At 67.3% G+C, this 13,659-nt stretch carries 17 protein-coding genes; 4 read left to right on the forward strand and 13 right to left on the reverse strand.

The window, feature by feature from the left end:
• Positions 1-521 precede the first annotated feature (521 nt).
• Positions 522-1,031: a hypothetical protein gene (locus N5095_RS00845; RefSeq protein ID WP_267620012.1), complete on the reverse strand. Its 510-nt coding sequence runs from the start codon at positions 1,029-1,031 to the stop codon at positions 522-524.
• Positions 1,032-1,253: 222 nt separating this feature from the next.
• Between N5095_RS00845 and N5095_RS00850 the strand changes: the two genes are divergently transcribed.
• Positions 1,254-1,535: a hypothetical protein gene (locus N5095_RS00850; RefSeq protein WP_267620014.1), complete on the forward strand. Its 282-nt coding sequence runs from the start codon at positions 1,254-1,256 to the stop codon at positions 1,533-1,535.
• A gap of 95 nt (positions 1,536-1,630) precedes the next feature.
• Here the strand turns inward: N5095_RS00850 and paaE are convergent, their stop codons facing one another.
• Genes paaE through paaA form a run of 5 tightly spaced genes read right to left on the reverse strand, consistent with a single transcriptional unit; the run spans position 1,631 to position 4,427 of the window.
• Positions 1,631-1,825 carry a 1,2-phenylacetyl-CoA epoxidase subunit PaaE gene (gene paaE / locus N5095_RS00855; RefSeq protein WP_267620016.1) on the reverse strand — a complete coding sequence of 65 codons (195 nt, stop codon included), beginning with the start codon at positions 1,823-1,825 and terminating at the stop codon, positions 1,631-1,633.
• A gap of 2 nt (positions 1,826-1,827) precedes the next feature.
• The gene (gene paaD / locus N5095_RS00860) at positions 1,828-2,277 is read right to left on the reverse strand and encodes a 1,2-phenylacetyl-CoA epoxidase subunit PaaD (RefSeq protein ID WP_390202422.1); all 450 of its coding nucleotides are present in this window, start codon (positions 2,275-2,277) and stop codon (positions 1,828-1,830) included.
• A 2-nt stretch (positions 2,278-2,279) separates the two neighbouring features.
• Positions 2,280-3,149, reverse strand: a complete 870-nt coding sequence (gene paaC / locus N5095_RS00865) for a 1,2-phenylacetyl-CoA epoxidase subunit PaaC (protein ID WP_267620021.1) — start codon at positions 3,147-3,149, stop codon at positions 2,280-2,282.
• Positions 3,146-3,472 (reverse strand): 1,2-phenylacetyl-CoA epoxidase subunit PaaB, encoded by a 327-nt coding sequence (gene paaB / locus N5095_RS00870; protein WP_267620023.1) that lies wholly within the window; start codon positions 3,470-3,472, stop codon positions 3,146-3,148. Before paaB ends, paaC begins: the two co-directional genes overlap by 4 nt.
• Before the next feature lie 10 nt (positions 3,473-3,482).
• Positions 3,483-4,427 carry a 1,2-phenylacetyl-CoA epoxidase subunit PaaA gene (gene paaA, locus N5095_RS00875; protein ID WP_267620025.1) on the reverse strand — a complete coding sequence of 315 codons (945 nt, stop codon included), beginning with the start codon at positions 4,425-4,427 and terminating at the stop codon, positions 3,483-3,485.
• A gap of 84 nt (positions 4,428-4,511) precedes the next feature.
• Between paaA and N5095_RS00880 the strand changes: the two genes are divergently transcribed.
• Both N5095_RS00880 and N5095_RS00885 read left to right on the forward strand, forming a co-directional pair.
• Positions 4,512-5,153 carry a helix-turn-helix domain-containing protein gene (locus N5095_RS00880; protein ID WP_267620027.1) on the forward strand — a complete coding sequence of 214 codons (642 nt, stop codon included), beginning with the start codon at positions 4,512-4,514 and terminating at the stop codon, positions 5,151-5,153.
• 104 nt (positions 5,154-5,257) lie between these two features.
• Positions 5,258-5,470 carry a hypothetical protein gene (locus tag N5095_RS00885; protein ID WP_267620029.1) on the forward strand — a complete coding sequence of 71 codons (213 nt, stop codon included), beginning with the start codon at positions 5,258-5,260 and terminating at the stop codon, positions 5,468-5,470.
• A gap of 6 nt (positions 5,471-5,476) precedes the next feature.
• Here the strand turns inward: N5095_RS00885 and N5095_RS00890 are convergent, their stop codons facing one another.
• Positions 5,477-6,652 (reverse strand): YihY/virulence factor BrkB family protein, encoded by a 1,176-nt coding sequence (locus N5095_RS00890; RefSeq protein ID WP_267620031.1) that lies wholly within the window; start codon positions 6,650-6,652, stop codon positions 5,477-5,479.
• A 156-nt stretch (positions 6,653-6,808) separates the two neighbouring features.
• Here N5095_RS00890 and N5095_RS00895 point away from each other — a divergent pair, with 156 nt between their 5' ends.
• Positions 6,809-7,573, forward strand: coding sequence for an enoyl-CoA hydratase/isomerase family protein (locus N5095_RS00895; RefSeq protein WP_267620033.1), 765 nt, complete (start codon positions 6,809-6,811; stop codon positions 7,571-7,573).
• 51 nt (positions 7,574-7,624) lie between these two features.
• On the opposite strand, the gene N5095_RS00900 is transcribed toward N5095_RS00895, so the two are convergent.
• From N5095_RS00900 to N5095_RS00925, 6 genes are all read right to left on the reverse strand, one after another.
• Positions 7,625-8,329, reverse strand: coding sequence for an ABC transporter ATP-binding protein (locus tag N5095_RS00900; RefSeq protein WP_267620035.1), 705 nt, complete (start codon positions 8,327-8,329; stop codon positions 7,625-7,627).
• A 208-nt stretch (positions 8,330-8,537) separates the two neighbouring features.
• A complete protein-coding gene (locus N5095_RS00905; protein WP_267620037.1) occupies positions 8,538-9,293 on the reverse strand; it encodes an ABC transporter ATP-binding protein in 756 nt (251 codons plus the stop codon).
• Positions 9,290-10,351, reverse strand: coding sequence for a branched-chain amino acid ABC transporter permease (locus tag N5095_RS00910; protein ID WP_267620039.1), 1,062 nt, complete (start codon positions 10,349-10,351; stop codon positions 9,290-9,292). The genes N5095_RS00905 and N5095_RS00910 overlap by 4 nt, the downstream gene beginning before the upstream one ends.
• Complete coding sequence (locus N5095_RS00915) at positions 10,348-11,262, reverse strand: branched-chain amino acid ABC transporter permease (protein WP_267620042.1); 915 nt, start codon at positions 11,260-11,262, stop codon at positions 10,348-10,350. Before N5095_RS00915 ends, N5095_RS00910 begins: the two co-directional genes overlap by 4 nt.
• 3 nt (positions 11,263-11,265) lie before the next feature.
• Positions 11,266-12,576 carry an ABC transporter substrate-binding protein gene (locus N5095_RS00920; RefSeq protein ID WP_267620044.1) on the reverse strand — a complete coding sequence of 437 codons (1,311 nt, stop codon included), beginning with the start codon at positions 12,574-12,576 and terminating at the stop codon, positions 11,266-11,268.
• A 182-nt stretch (positions 12,577-12,758) separates the two neighbouring features.
• Positions 12,759-13,493 carry a DUF7117 family protein gene (locus tag N5095_RS00925; protein ID WP_267620045.1) on the reverse strand — a complete coding sequence of 245 codons (735 nt, stop codon included), beginning with the start codon at positions 13,491-13,493 and terminating at the stop codon, positions 12,759-12,761.
• Between the last annotated feature and the right edge of the window lie 166 nt (positions 13,494-13,659).

Consider the following 13,659-nt stretch of genomic DNA (forward strand, 5'->3'; position numbering starts at 1 on the left):
CGCTATCGCAGGTACCGATTCTTTTCTGTCGAATTCGTCCGGACGAGGTCTGCTGGTGAGCCAGCGACGCCCTCGCGCCGTCGACTCGTCCCACTCGTTGCGCGCCTCACCGTCGCTTCGCTCGGGTTGCGGTGCTTGATTGGTCGAACTTCCCGACGGCACTCGTCCGTGCAAGCTGCTCACTGAGCTTCACTCAGTGGCATCCCTCGGAGCGAAGCTCCGCGACGAGGTAAGGACGCGAAGCGTTCCGGTTAGCAGCCGGAGCCAACGGCTCCGGCGACATCACGAGAGAGCGAAGCTCTCTCGAACGACAGCGAGCCGGGACACCGGGGGCTTCCGAGTGGTTTTCTCCCGTCGTGTTTCGGGGTGACTCAGCTCATAGAGACGAAGCGTGAGTCCAGTAGTGGAGTGTTCGACTACTTATAACTCTGCCATTTCCGTCGTGCTGCATACAGAGCACGTATTCCCACTGCTTGCCCTCGCCCGGAGTGAAACCCTCGTTGATAAAACAGGACCCGACTCTACGCTGAGGTCGACGGCGCTGACGACATCTCGTCGTCTTCTCGGTGCCGATGTAGACGCCGCCCGCCGACTCCGGCGGCGACGAGGAGAACGCCACCGGCGACGAGGAGGAACGGCTCCGCGCCGAGAATGAACATCACGGGACCGCCAGACGACCGGTAAGTCGTCTCTCTGAAAAGCGGGTAGGGGAGCCCATTCGCTGCGAGAATGACCGTCCGGAACGCCTCGAATAGGACAACCCCTCCCGACGCAACTGGCACAGCGGAGAGGCGCTTCCTTCGCTTGGAGGAAGCCGCCCCAACGACTCCAACAGTCCCCACTCCTACGAGCAACCACTCCCTCCGACCGAGTACTTCTCCACCAGCGTCGATCGTTCCTTGGTACCCCGGTGCAACGTGTAGAACCCCTTGATGAACCCCGACGACCACCGCCACGAAGCCAGCCATCGAAATGAGTATCGGACTGATACCATGGTCTCCTAAAATCTGAATGACTCTTCTATTCCTCATATTAAGGTTATTTTATATATGAGATATAACTATTGTGGTCAGTACGATGGACAACCGTTGACGGTGAATTGAACATCGTATGCAGCACGGCCACTAGAAGTGTGTCGCGCTTCTGCCAGAAGCGCTCGCTGGATACGCGGTACGTCTCCAGGAGCCGAATTACGTCGAGCCCAGTCGGAGCAAAGAACGTTTCTTCCAACGTTGGTCGGGGTGACAGAGCGTGTGTTCCTCCGTATCCCCCGAACGATTATCGTCGGCTGTGAGAACACGTCGAGTATGTGGGACCCGATGGACGGTGGTGCAGAGACCAGCGGTCACGTTCCGAAGTACCTCGCCGCCGTCGGCTTCTTCCTCAGCTCCATTCTTGCGACAGTCGTCGTCAACTCCGTTCTCGGACTAACTGGTGCCGGATTCGTTCTTCTCTTTCTCACGACAGCCGGAGTGCTGCTGTGGTTCGCTTTTCTACCCCTATTCAAGTCTCTCCATTCGTCCCCCGAGGAATGACTCTCCGTGTCGGACTCGCGGCACGGCTCCGGGAGTTGAGTCACCGACAAACAGCCTGAAAGAAGCCGTGCCGAAGAGAACCCAACCCGCGAACCTCACCCGAACTTCTCGAACGGCTGTTCACAGCCGTTGCAGTAGTGCATCGACCGGCACAGCCCCGGGCCCTTCGGATGCTCGCGAACCGTCTCGGTCGACCCGCAGTAGGGACACTCCGCGCCCTCCGCCTCGCCGGTCGTGTCGGTGCTCGGGTCCGGACTCGAACCCGTGTTCCTCCCTCTGAATCCTCGCATGGTTACACACTCAGCCCGAACTCGCGCAGGTCGGCGCGGCCCTGTTCGGTCACCATGTTCACGTTCCAGCCGGGCGAGTAGCGAAGCTTCACCTCGGCCGAATCGACGCCCGATGCCGTCTCGGCGGCACAACGCACGTCGTTTATAATCATGTCGCGCGCGGGACACCCGGTGTACGTGAGCGTCATCTCCACGACGACGGACCGCGCCTCCTCGTCGACGAACACGTCGTAGATGAGCCCGAGGTCGACCACGCTGACGGGCATCTCGGGGTCCTGTACCTCGTAGAGGGCGTCCCACACCTCGCGAGCGACGCCCTCCGCGCCCTCGCCGGTCTTCGGGTACTCGGCGTCGACCTCGCCTTCCTCGTAGCTGGTGTAGGCACAGGCCTCGGAGCCGTCGGGCGCTTTCGTCTCGCTCTCCGTGCCGACGCCCGAATCCTCGAAACCCATGCTCATTTCGCGGCCCCCTTCTCCTTGGGCCCCTGCGCGCGGAGTTTGATGGGCTCCTCGAAGTCCAGCTCACGATAGGTGTGCGTGAAGTCGTCGTACAGGTCGAACCAGTCGTCGGTGTGGCTCCCGTCGCGACCGATTTCCTCGGGACGCTCGACCTCGTCGGGGTCCGGCACCGCCAGGTCCAGCCCCTCCATGAACGACACGACGATGTCGAGCCACTCCTCGCGCAGGTCCTCTAAGGTCCGCGTGCGGAAGCCGTACTCGACGATATCCGCCTCGTGGGGTCCGGCCTCGAACAGCGACAGCGCGTGCGGGAGCAGGCGCTCGGTGGCGGCCTCCAGTTTACGGTGGCTGGTCTCGTCGCCGTGTTCACCTTTGCGAGCGAGCCGCTCGAGCCAGTTCCCCGCGTGCTCGCGGTGGTAGCGCTCCTCGGAGAGGACCTTCCCGACGCGGTCTCGGATAGGCGCGTACGAGGAGTTCGCGAGCGCCTCCAGTCGCAGACGTTCCGCGGTGTCGTAGAGGTACGACCGGACGACTACGTCGGCCCAGTCGCCGTCCTCGAACGGGAGTTCGACGAGCGTCGAGTGCCGGAAGTCCGCCGAGTCGCGCTCCCAGAGAACCTCCTCCTCGCTTCGGCCGAACTCCTGGAGCAGGTCGTACCAGAGGCGGGCGTGACCGAACTCGTCCTGGGCGATGTTGGCGAGCGCGAGATCCGACTCTAGCGACGGCGCGTAAATCTGCCACTCGATGTACCGCTCGGCGACGACGTACTCGTCGTCAGCCAGCCTGAACAGCAGCGCCTCGAGGGCCTGTCGCTCTCCCTCGCCCACGTCGTCGGCCGCGGCGTAGTCGGTCTTCGCGTCGGTCATTGCGAGCTCGCCTCCCGCTTCTTCTCGGCCGCGCGCTGTTCGGCCTCGCTGTCGGCGACCTCCTTCGCGAAGCTGGCGTCGACGCGGTTGTACGTCGTCGCCCAGCGGTACGCCTTGTCGGTCGTGCCGCCGAAGGCCGTGTCCTGGTCGTCCACCTCGCCGACCTCGTCCTGCGGGACGACCCACAGGCTGTGGGTCTTCATGCGCCGCCCGTGCTGAATCTGTGCGAACATCTTCGCCATGTCGCGGTCCGGCGCGTGGACGTTGCCGCAGTGCTTGTGGTAGTCGCCCGGTTCCTCCTGTCGGAATACTTCCCAAATCATGTTTGAGACCTCAGTCCGCCGCCTGCGGCGTCGTGGTGCTTCCCATGCGTTCCCAGCCGTCCATCGCCTCGCGCACCCAGTCGACCGCCTCCTGACGGTCGGCGCGCGAGAGAATCTGCCGCTCGCTCCCCTCGCTCGCGTTCTTCGTGACGGTGAAGAACTGGTCCCAGTCGAGGTCCTCCTCGACGACCTCGTAGCGGTCCTCGTCCTCGTGGTAGATGAGGCCGGGGTCGTCCGGAATCTCGAGGCCGTACTTCTCGGCCTTCGGGATGTAGGCGTTGAGGAACGCCTGTCGGAGTTCGTCGTTGGTCATCGTCTTCAGGCCCACCTTTGCCGAGAAGTCGTGGTGGGTGGACTTGTCGTTCGTCGGCCCGAAGAACTGGAGGATGCGCGGCCACCACTCGTCGAACGCCTCCTGCGTTCGTTCCTGGTTCGCCTTCGAGGAGGTCATCAGTTCGCGAAGGATGTCCTCGCCGTGCTTGACGTGGAACCCCTCCTCGAAACAGACCTTGTCCATCGCGTGCGCGTACGGCTCCCACGATGCGCGCTTCAGCGTCGCCTGCCGTCGCATCGCGGCGCCGTCGACGAAGAACGCGATCATCGGCACCTCGTACCAGGAGTCCATCGGGTAGTGGAAGCAGTTCAGGAACTTCCCCTCCCCCTCGGCGAGTTCGTCGAGCATCTGGTCGCGGCTCTTCACGCCGAGCGACTCGGCGGCGCGGTACAGCAGTTGCGCGTGGCCGATTTCGTCCTGCACCTTCGCGGAGAACGCCAACTTGCGGTCGAGACTCGGCGCCTGCCGGATGAACGGCTTCTCGAGGTAGCCGCCCATCACCTCGCTGTTGGCGTGGAACTGAATCATCCGGGTCGCCGCCTTCCGGTACTCCTCGGGCATGTCGTCCTTGGGGGAGAACCGGCGGGGCGCGGCCTCCGCCATGACGGTGTCGAGGTCCATGGACGTTCGTTATAGACCGTGAGGCTTACCGGTTGCCCCGGCTATAGACTGCATTTATATACTATCGGCGGCTCCGTTCTATCGATGATCGAGGAGTGCCTCGCCGTCGAGTTTCGGGTCACCGGCGACGACTGCCCGCTCGCGGTCGCGACGCGAGCGACCGGCGTCCCCGTCGACTGTGAACCCCCGCAGCATCGCGACGACGGGAACGAACTCCTCCGGTTCGGCGCCCCCCACAGCGACGCGCTCGCCGAGACGCTGGACGCCGACGAGCGCATCCGCTACCTCCACCGCGCGGTCGACGGCGACCGCGACGAGTACCGCTGTCTCTCGAAACACCCCTGTGCGGTCCACGAGTTGACGAACGCCGGCTTCATGGCCGAGTCGCTCAGCTACCGCGACGGCGAGGAGCGCCACGTCGGCGCCGTCGTCGGCCACGACGTGCTCCGGGGCGTGCTCGAAGCCGCCGGCGAGACCGTCGGCGTGCGATTGGAGCGGGTGTACCCGCTCGGCCCCGAGTCGGGAGGGAGCGGCGCGACCCGACGCTGGGACGTGACGCCGGCACAGGAGGCGGCCCTGCGAGCGGCCCTCGACATGGGTTACTTCACGGTCCCGCGCGGGGCGACCGCGAGCGACGTGGCCGACGAACTGGGAATCAGCAAGTCGGCGTTTCTCGAGCGCCTCCGGCGGGGACAGGACGGGCTCCTCCGGGGAGCGCTTCGGTGAGACGCCAACCGCCGCGCAAACTGCCACAACCCACCACTGGAGCCGGCTGCGCGGCTCCGCGCGGAAGGGAAACCGACTTCGGCGCCGGGGTCCGAGAGGGGAGCATGTTCGGCTCCTGGTCCGTCCGACACGTCGGCCTCGCCGTCCTCGTCGGCGCGCTGGTTCTGGTGGTTCTCGTCGCCGCGACCACCTCGCTCTCCAGCGCGGTGGGCGTGCTCGGAACTGTCGGCGGAATCGCCGCCGTCATCGGCGTCTCCTACCTCGCGTTCAACGCCCTGTTCGGTACCGAGTTCGACGACGGCGAGGGCGGAGACTGACGAACGTCACTCTTCCCGGCCGGGCCCGTCCGCTCGGGTGCCCCCATCCGGTCGGGCGCCCCCGTCACCTTCGTCCTCTCCGTCTCGCAGGCCCTCGTCGGGGGTGTACGGGTACCGAATCCGAATCTCCCAGTGAGGGCGCTCGGCGCCGTCCTCGTCCTCGTCGTCCGCTTTCTCTGCGGCGCCCTCCGCGAGTGCTATCTCGCCGGCCGGTCGGGGACGCGCCTGCCCGCCGTCCGTCGTCGGCCGCATCCCCTCGTACCGGCCGGTGAGGTCCTCTCGGAGCCGTGCGAGGTACGGCGCCGCCTCGCCGGCCGTGAACCGGACGTCCCGGCGCCGGTCCGGTCCGACGGACTCCTCGAAGCCGCTGTCGGCCCCGACGCCGCCGGCCGCACCGGAGGAGTGGTCCCCGATGACCGCGTTGACGACGGCACCGAGCAGGAGGATGATGCCGGAGAAGTACAGCCAGGTGAGGAGGATGACGATACCGCTGAGCACGTCGCTCGGGTCGGTCTTTCCCGTCGTCGAGAGGTAAATCTGGAAGACGGCCTGGAGCGCCGCCCAGCCGACCGCGGCGAAGACGGTGCCGGGCAGAACCTCCCGAACCTCGACGTCGGCGTCGGGGAAGAAGTAGTACATCGGGAGGAATGCGACGACGAGACCGACGACGAGCACCAGTGGCGTCGCGAACCCGAGGAACGGAACCGTGTCCGAGAACACCCCGAAGACGGCGGTGATGGCGGCGGTGCCCACGATGGCGACTACGAGCGCCACGAGGACGACGAGCCCGTCCTTTATCTGCTCGGTGAAGGTGTTCTCGTTGACCGTCTCGTAAATCTCCGAGAAGGCCGTGTCGAGTCCGCGGAAAATCTTCAGCGTCCCCCAGACGAGGGTGACGAGACCGACCGCGCCCGCGCCGGCCGCGCCGCCGGAGCTCTTCAGCATCGTGTTCACGATACTCGCGACGGCCCCCGGCGCGTTCTGCTCGATGAGCGCGAGGATGCGCCTGTCGAGCTCTCCGCCGCCGAAGACCGTGGCCGCGAGCAGGAGGAGGACCAGGAGAGGAACGAGCGAGACGAACGCGTTGTAGGCGATGCTCCCCGCCATGAACGTGACGTTCTTCCCGCTGAACTCGTTCTTGACGGCCTTCGCCGTAGAGACGACGCCGGATGACGACGACATGTGGGTCGGTAGTCCCGGTCGTCTCATCAACGACGTGGCCGCCTGCGGGCTCCCGGCCGTTCGGGGACGAGCCGTTCCGGACGCCGGCCGCTCCGGACGGCGGTTCGAGCGCCGAGCGCTCCAGCGCTTATTACCTCCGGCGCCGTCGCTCGGGCCATGCGAGTCACCGACGACGACGGCGTCCGGACCATCACCTTCGACCGACCCGAGGCGAAGAACGCGATGACGCCCGGGGTCGCGAGCGAGCTCGCCGACGAACTGGCGGCGCTCGACCCCGACGACCTCGACGCCTGCGTGCTCACCGGCGACGGCGACGCCTTCTCGGCCGGCGGCGACGTACAAGCGATGGCCGACCGCGAGTGGTCGGCGACGGAGTCCTGTGACGTGATGCGCGAGACGTTCGGGCGCGTCGCCGAAGCCGCAATCGAGTCGTCGGTGCCGATAGTCGCGAAGGTGAACGGCGACGCCGTCGGCGCCGGGCTCGCGCTCGTCGCCGTCTCGGACTTCGCCTACGCCGCCGACTCGGCGCGCTTCGGCGCCGCGTTCGTCCGCGTCGGGCTCGTTCCCGACACGGGCGGCACGTTTCTCCTCCCGCAACTCGTCGGCCTGCGGACGGCGAAGGACCTCGCCATCACGGGCCGGCTCGTCGACGCCGACGAGGCGGCGGCGATGGGGCTGGTCAACCGGACCGTCGCGGGCGACGAGTTGGACGCGGCGGTCGCGGACCTGCTCTCGACGCTCCGGAAGCGCCCGACGCGGACCATCGGCCTCATCAAGCGCGGACTCCACGGGAACGCCGGCCGGGGCTGGCAGGAGGGACTGGAGTACGAGGCGATGCTCCAGTCGCAAGCGTACGACACCCCCGAGCACGAGGAGGGCGTCGCGGCGTTCTTAGAGAAGCGGCCACCCGAGTTCGACTGAACGCGTCGACACGGGCGACCGGAGTCGAGCCGACCGACGAGGCCGGCCGCGCTAGCCCCCGAGGAACTGCCGTCTGACCTCCTCGTCGTTCAGGAGGTCGTCGCCCGACCCCTCGTACCGGTTCTCGCCGTTCGCGAGCACGTAGCCGCGGTCACAGCGTCGGAGCGCCTCCTTCGCGTTCTGCTCGACGACGAGGACGGCCGTACCGGCGTCGTTGACGTCGTCGATGCGGTCGAACATCTCCCCGACGAGGTCGGGGGCGAGACCCGCGGAGGGCTCGTCCAGCAGGAGGAGGTCGGGGTCGAGCATCAGCGCACAGCCCATCGCGAGCATCTGCTGCTGCCCGCCGGAGAGCGTCCCCGCGGTCTGGTTGCCGCGGTTGGCCAGCACGGGGAACCGCTCGAATATCGCCTCGCGGCGCGCGGTCGGTATCTCGTCGAGGATGTACCCACCAAGCCGGAGGTTCTCGTCGACGGTCAGTGAGGGGAAGACGTTCGCCGTCTGTGGGACGTAGCTCAGCCCCTCGTGGATGACCGTCTCGGGAGGGTACGACGTGATGTCGGTGCCGTCGAACGTTATCGTGCCGCCCTGCCGGTCCGCGATGCCGAACACGGACTTCATCGCCGTCGACTTCCCGGCCCCGTTCGGCCCGACGATGGCGACGTACTCGCCGTCCGCGACGGTCAGGTCGACGTCGCTCAGCACCTGTAGCTCGCCGTAGCCGGCGTCCAGCCCCGAGACGTCGAGCAGGCTCATGGACCCCCGGCCGCGCCCGTCGTCGTCGCGAGTGTGGTCGTCGTGATTGTGGGTGTGGCCGTCGCGATTGGGGGTGTGGCCGTCGCGGTCGCGGCCGTCGAGGCCGTCGCCTTCGACGCCGTGACCGTCGACACTGGACCTCTCGGTGCTCGTTCGGTGTACATATGCTCCGTGACGTGTCCCTGTTTCAGTTGCTGGTCGTGCATGCTCACTCTCCGAGGTAGGCCTCGATGACGCGCGGGTCCTCGACGACGGTCGCGGGGTCGCCCTCGACGAGCAGGCTCCCCTGCTGGAGCACGACGAGGCGGTCGACGAGGTCGGTTAGCGTCTCCAGTTCGTGCTCGATGATGACGACGGTCATCCCGTCGTCGTTGAGCCCGCGAACCCGGTCGGCGATGTCGTTGGTCAGCGTCGGGTTGACGCCCGCGAACGGCTCGTCGAGCAACAGCAGGTCGGGGTCGAGCATCAACACCCGCGCCAACTCGAGGAGCTTCCGTTGTCCTCCCGAGAGCGCCCCGCTGTACTCGTCTCGCAGGTGGTCGAGTTCGAACGCCGCGATGAGGTCGTCCGCTCGCTCGCGAACCGCCCGCTCCTCGTCCTGCATCCCCGAGGTGCGCAGGAGCGCCGGCAGCGTCCGTTCACCGCGCTGGTCGGGGGCGGCCAGTCGAACGTTGTCGCGGACGGTCATCGTCTCCAGTTCGCGGGTCTGCTGGAACGTCCGAACCAGCCCGGACTTGGCCAGCGTCTCGGGCGGGTCGCCCGTCACGTCGCGGCCGTCGAACGTGACACGGCCGGCGTCCGGGGTGACGACGCCGCTCACGCAGTTGAAGAACGTCGACTTCCCGGCCCCGTTCGGCCCCATCACGCCGACGAGTTCTCCTCGGTCGACCGCGACCGAGAGGTCGTCGAGGGCGCGGAGCCCACCGAACGTCTTCGTCAGCCCGTCGACGTCCAGCAGGCTCACGACTCTACCCCCAGTTCCCGCTCGTCACCCCAGATACCGGCCGGCCGGTAGCGAATCACGAGGACGAGAATCAGCCCGACGACGATGAGGCGGACGGACGCGAACGCGTCGGCGGCCACCGGGGAGACGTCGAGTGCGAACCGCGAGACGAGCCGCAGGCCCATGATAATCGCCAGTCCCGCGAGGACGGCGCGGTGGTTCGACGCGCCGCCGAGCAGCATGCCGATCCAGACGGTGACGGTCACCTGAATCGTGAAGAAGCCCGGCGCGACCGCCCCGTTGTACAGTGCGAACAGGCCGCCGGCGAAGCCGGCGAGCGCGGCGCCGTAGACGAACGCCTGCATCTTGTAGCGGAACGTCGACTTCCCGACCGACCGCGTCACGAGTTCGTCGGCGCGAATCGCCCGCAGGACCCGGCCGTACGGCGCGTCCGTCAGGCGGGTCAGCATCCCGAGCGTGAGCGCCGTCACCCCGCCGAACAGGAGGAGCGTCGCGACCAGCGACGTGTCGCTGTCGGCGGCGAGGTCGGCCACGGGTTGTGGGACGCCCAGAATGCCGACGTTCCCCCCGAAGACCCCGCGGAAGTTGACGAACAGCGTGTGGAATATCTCGGCCGTGGCGAGCGTGACGATGGCGAGGAAGTCGTCGCGCAGGCGAAGCGAGGTCGCCCCGACGACCGCTCCCAGCACCGCCGCGGCGACGACGCCGACGACCAGCGCGAACATCCACGGGTAGCCGAGGGCGACCCCTTCGAACGACCCCTCCGCCGAGAGCATCGCGACCGCGTAGGCCCCGACGGCGAAGAAGACGACATGTCCGAAGTTGACCAGCCCCGTGTGGCCGTACTGGAGGTCCAGCCCCAGCACGAGCAGCCCGTAGATGACGAACAGGATACCGACCTCGAAGAAGACGTAGAGCGCCCCCGGAATCGTCGCGGAAAGCGGCGTGAGCAGGAACACCGCGGCGACGAGGATACACAGCCCGCCCACCAGGAGCGCCTGTTCGGCGCGGCCGGCCGGAAGCACGCTCCCTCCGGGAAGGCGTTCGCGGACGCTCACGCTTCACGCACCTCCCGACCGGCCAGCCCGCTGGGTTTGACCAGCAACACGCCGATGAGGATGAGAAAGGCGATGGCCGAGGAGAGGCCCGTCATCCCCGTCGGGAGGAACACGGTCGAGAGCGCCAGGACCAGGCCGATGACGTACGCGCCGGCGATGGCCCCGTAGGGGCTCCCGGCCCCGCCGAGGATGGCGGCCGAGAGAATCTGCAGAATCTGACTGAATCCGGTGCCGGCGCTGACGTTCGTCTGGATGCCGAGCAACACCCCGGCGAGCGCGGCCAGCACGCCGGCCAGCACCCAGACGTTGTCGCGAATTCGCTGAGTGTCGATGCCGCGCACCCGAGCCAGGCTCTCGTCGTCGCCCATCGCCCGCATGGCGATACCGACGTCCGTTCGGGTCAGCAGGGTGTGGACGACGACGAACACGCCGACGGCACAGCCGACGACGACGAGCTGTTCGGAGGTGACGAACACGTCCCCGAGCAGGTCGACCGGTCCGACCGAGAGCGCCGGGAGACCGTCGAAGCGGAGCGTGGCCGTCTCGGTGTCGAAGTAGCGTGAGCCCCGTCCGGCCGTGAGCCGAATCCCGTTCCGCAACGCCAGTCCCAGTCCGATAGACGTCAGGAGCATCGGCACCGGCCCCGTCTGGTTGATGGGCGTGAAGAACACGCGGGCGAGCAGCAGGCTGACGAGTCCGCCGCCGACCATCGCCACCACCGCGGCGACCGGCAGCGGCAACGGCAACACACCGACCGTGAGGATGCCGATGAACGCGCCGATGGTCAGATACTCGCCGTACGCGAAGTTGATCATGTTCACGATGCCGTAAATCAGCGTGAAGCCGATGGCGGCGATGGCGATGTACGACCCGGTGACGAGCCCGAAGACGACGTTCTGTGCGACTCCCATCGCTCAGTACTCGTCCTCCGGGACGAGCCCGCGGATGTCGTCGGCCGGGATGACCTCCTCCTGGGAGAACTCGCCGCCGCTCGCGACGTTGATGGCGACCGGACCGAACACGTTCCCGAAGTTCGTGAAGTTCGTCGGCGTCGCCGCACCCTGATAGGAGATTTCGTCCCCGTTCGCGAGCGCGTCCTTGCCCTCGGCGAAGGTCGTCACCTCGGTGCCTCCTTCTCGGCTGACCGGGCCGAGGTTCCGCTCGATGGCCTCCGGGGTCGCCTCGCCGCCCCGTTCGATGGCGAGTGCGGTGACGTTCAGCGCGTCCCACGCGGGGGGCGTCCAACCGTTGAGTTCAGCGTCGCCGCCCTGCTCGTAGGTGTCGACGAACGAGTCGAAACTCGGGCCGGCCTGGCCGGGGCTCGCGGCCCACGCCCCGTCGAGGTCGCTGCCGACCCGCGAGGCGAGGTCGTCCTGTGCGAGCGGGTCCGAGAGGATGGGCTGACGGCCGTAGCCGCCGTCCGCCCAGTCGGTCAGGAGCGTCGTCGCGTCTTCGAGGGGGATGCTCACCGCGAACGCGCTGAACTCGCTCCCGAACAGCCGGTCGAGCGCGGACTGATAGCTCGACTGACCGAGGCTCACCTCGACGCGCTGGGCGACGGTACCGCCCCCTTCCTCGTACGCGGAGACGAACCCGTCGGCCCAACTTCTGGCCCCCTCGGAGTTGCCGTTGATGACGCCGAGGGTGTCGTTCCCCTGGTCCAGCGCCCGGCGTGCGCCGCCCGCAGTGTGCACGGTGTCGCCGATGACGGTGCGCCATATCCACTCGTCGTCCTCGAGGTTCTCCGGCGTCCCCATGTCGCCACCCCGGGTGTCGAGGAACCCCGACCCCGGCCACGGCGTGACCACGGGCGTCGACTGCTCCTGCAGGAAGTCGAACAGCGGGTTGATTTCGCTCGAGAACAGCCCCAGCAACCCGATAGCGCCGTCGTTCTCGATGAGTTGCGTCACCACCGACCGCGCTTCCTGCGGGTTGACCGCCGTGTCGCGCCGGACCACGTCGACTTCGCGGCCGAGCGGGCCGCCGGCCTCGTTTATCTGCTGCATCGCGACGTCGGTCGCCTGCGAGACGCCCGGCTGCAGGAAGTCCCAATCGCCGGTGAGGGCGGCCGGCTGACCGAGGACGATAGCCCCGTCACCGCCGCCACCACCGCCACCGCCGCCGCCACCGAAACTCAGACACCCCGCCGTGGCTGCCACCCCGCCAGCCCCGACCGCCGTGAGAAATCCCCGTCGCGTCGTACGGTCTACGTTATCTATCGGCATACCGGTCGGGAGTTTGTGAGTAGGGGGTGTTATAGCTTTGTGTAATCGTAGCGGTCGGACCCGGCTGTAACGTGCGATTTCTCGTCGTTTATGGCAGCAATCGACCAGGTGAGGAGGACGCTCCGGCTGGTCAGGGTTGTCGAACCGGTCGAGGTCGGGTCGGTCAGTCGAGGTCGGGTCGGTCAGTCGAGGTCGTCGAGCCGGTCGAGCCGGTCCGTCGCCGCCGCGACGGCGCTCTCGTCGCCGGTCGTCAGGTACGACGATAGCTCCTGTGTCGCCCGCGCGAGGGACTCCGACTCCTCAACCGGCACGTCGCCTTCGAGCGCACGGACGCGTTTCATCCGGTCGGTGAGTCGGCCGAGTAGACGTCTCGCCACCGGGTCCGGCTCGTCGTCGAGGTAGGTGGCGACGTCCCGCCGATAGTCGCGGACGGCGTCGGCGTAGCCGAGCCCCCGTGCGGCCGCCATCGACGGCGGGACGTGGTCCGGAGCGGGACGGTCGCCCGAGTCGGCCCCGTTGAGCAGCGAGACGAGGTAGAGTTCCTCGTCGTCCGTCGGGTTCCGCTCGCGTGCGTACACGTCGGTCGCGTGGAGGAGTTCGTGAGCCGCGAGGAACGTCTCGTCGAGCGGCTGGAGGTCGCCTGCGTGGATGAACCCCCGCCGACGGACGTACTCCCGGACGGTCGACTTGATGGCGTCGGTTTCGCCGGCGAGGTCGGCGGCGTCGCCGTCGCCGTCGCCGACGGCGGCCCGGTGTTCGCTCAGGTCGAGCGTCGTCGCCGACGCGGTGTGGCGGGTCCGCTCGTCGACGCCGACGCTCCGCAGACTGTCACAGGCCGGACAGGCGACGCTGCCGGTGTCGTAGTACGACCACTGGTGGCCACAGGCCTTGCACTCCCGGCGACCGCGGACTTTCATACCGAGCCCTTCGTCTCGCCGGTGGAAAAGCGGGCGGTCTCGACACGCCGGTGGTCGGGTCGTCGGGGTCGACCCTCGTCGCCGAAGTTCGTCTCGGGGCTGGAACGTCGGCTACGGGCGAAAACTATCTTAAATTTCGAGCTTAGAAGGGAAATTTTTTACCGTC

The organism is Halobium salinum (assembly GCF_026586625.1).
In the GTDB taxonomy this organism is placed as follows: domain Archaea; phylum Halobacteriota; class Halobacteria; order Halobacteriales; family Haloferacaceae; genus Halobium; species Halobium salinum.

Coding starts and splice junctions, on each gene's coding strand:
- N5095_RS00845 (WP_267620012.1), bottom strand. CDS start 1,031: ATGAGGAATAGAAGAGTCATTCAGATTTTAGGAGACCATGGTATCAGT.
- paaE (WP_267620016.1), bottom strand. CDS start 1,825: ATGCGAGGATTCAGAGGGAGGAACACGGGTTCGAGTCCGGACCCGAGC.
- paaD (WP_390202422.1), bottom strand. CDS start 2,277: ATGGGTTTCGAGGATTCGGGCGTCGGCACGGAGAGCGAGACGAAAGCG.
- paaC (WP_267620021.1), bottom strand. CDS start 3,149: ATGACCGACGCGAAGACCGACTACGCCGCGGCCGACGACGTGGGCGAG.
- paaB (WP_267620023.1), bottom strand. CDS start 3,472: ATGATTTGGGAAGTATTCCGACAGGAGGAACCGGGCGACTACCACAAG.
- paaA (WP_267620025.1), bottom strand. CDS start 4,427: ATGGACCTCGACACCGTCATGGCGGAGGCCGCGCCCCGCCGGTTCTCC.
- N5095_RS00880 (WP_267620027.1), top strand. CDS start 4,512: ATGATCGAGGAGTGCCTCGCCGTCGAGTTTCGGGTCACCGGCGACGAC.
- N5095_RS00885 (WP_267620029.1), top strand. CDS start 5,258: ATGTTCGGCTCCTGGTCCGTCCGACACGTCGGCCTCGCCGTCCTCGTC.
- N5095_RS00890 (WP_267620031.1), bottom strand. CDS start 6,652: ATGTCGTCGTCATCCGGCGTCGTCTCTACGGCGAAGGCCGTCAAGAAC.
- N5095_RS00895 (WP_267620033.1), top strand. CDS start 6,809: ATGCGAGTCACCGACGACGACGGCGTCCGGACCATCACCTTCGACCGA.
- N5095_RS00900 (WP_267620035.1), bottom strand. CDS start 8,329: ATGAGCCTGCTCGACGTCTCGGGGCTGGACGCCGGCTACGGCGAGCTA.
- N5095_RS00915 (WP_267620042.1), bottom strand. CDS start 11,262: ATGGGAGTCGCACAGAACGTCGTCTTCGGGCTCGTCACCGGGTCGTAC.
- N5095_RS00920 (WP_267620044.1), bottom strand. CDS start 12,576: ATGCCGATAGATAACGTAGACCGTACGACGCGACGGGGATTTCTCACG.
- N5095_RS00925 (WP_267620045.1), bottom strand. CDS start 13,493: ATGAAAGTCCGCGGTCGCCGGGAGTGCAAGGCCTGTGGCCACCAGTGG.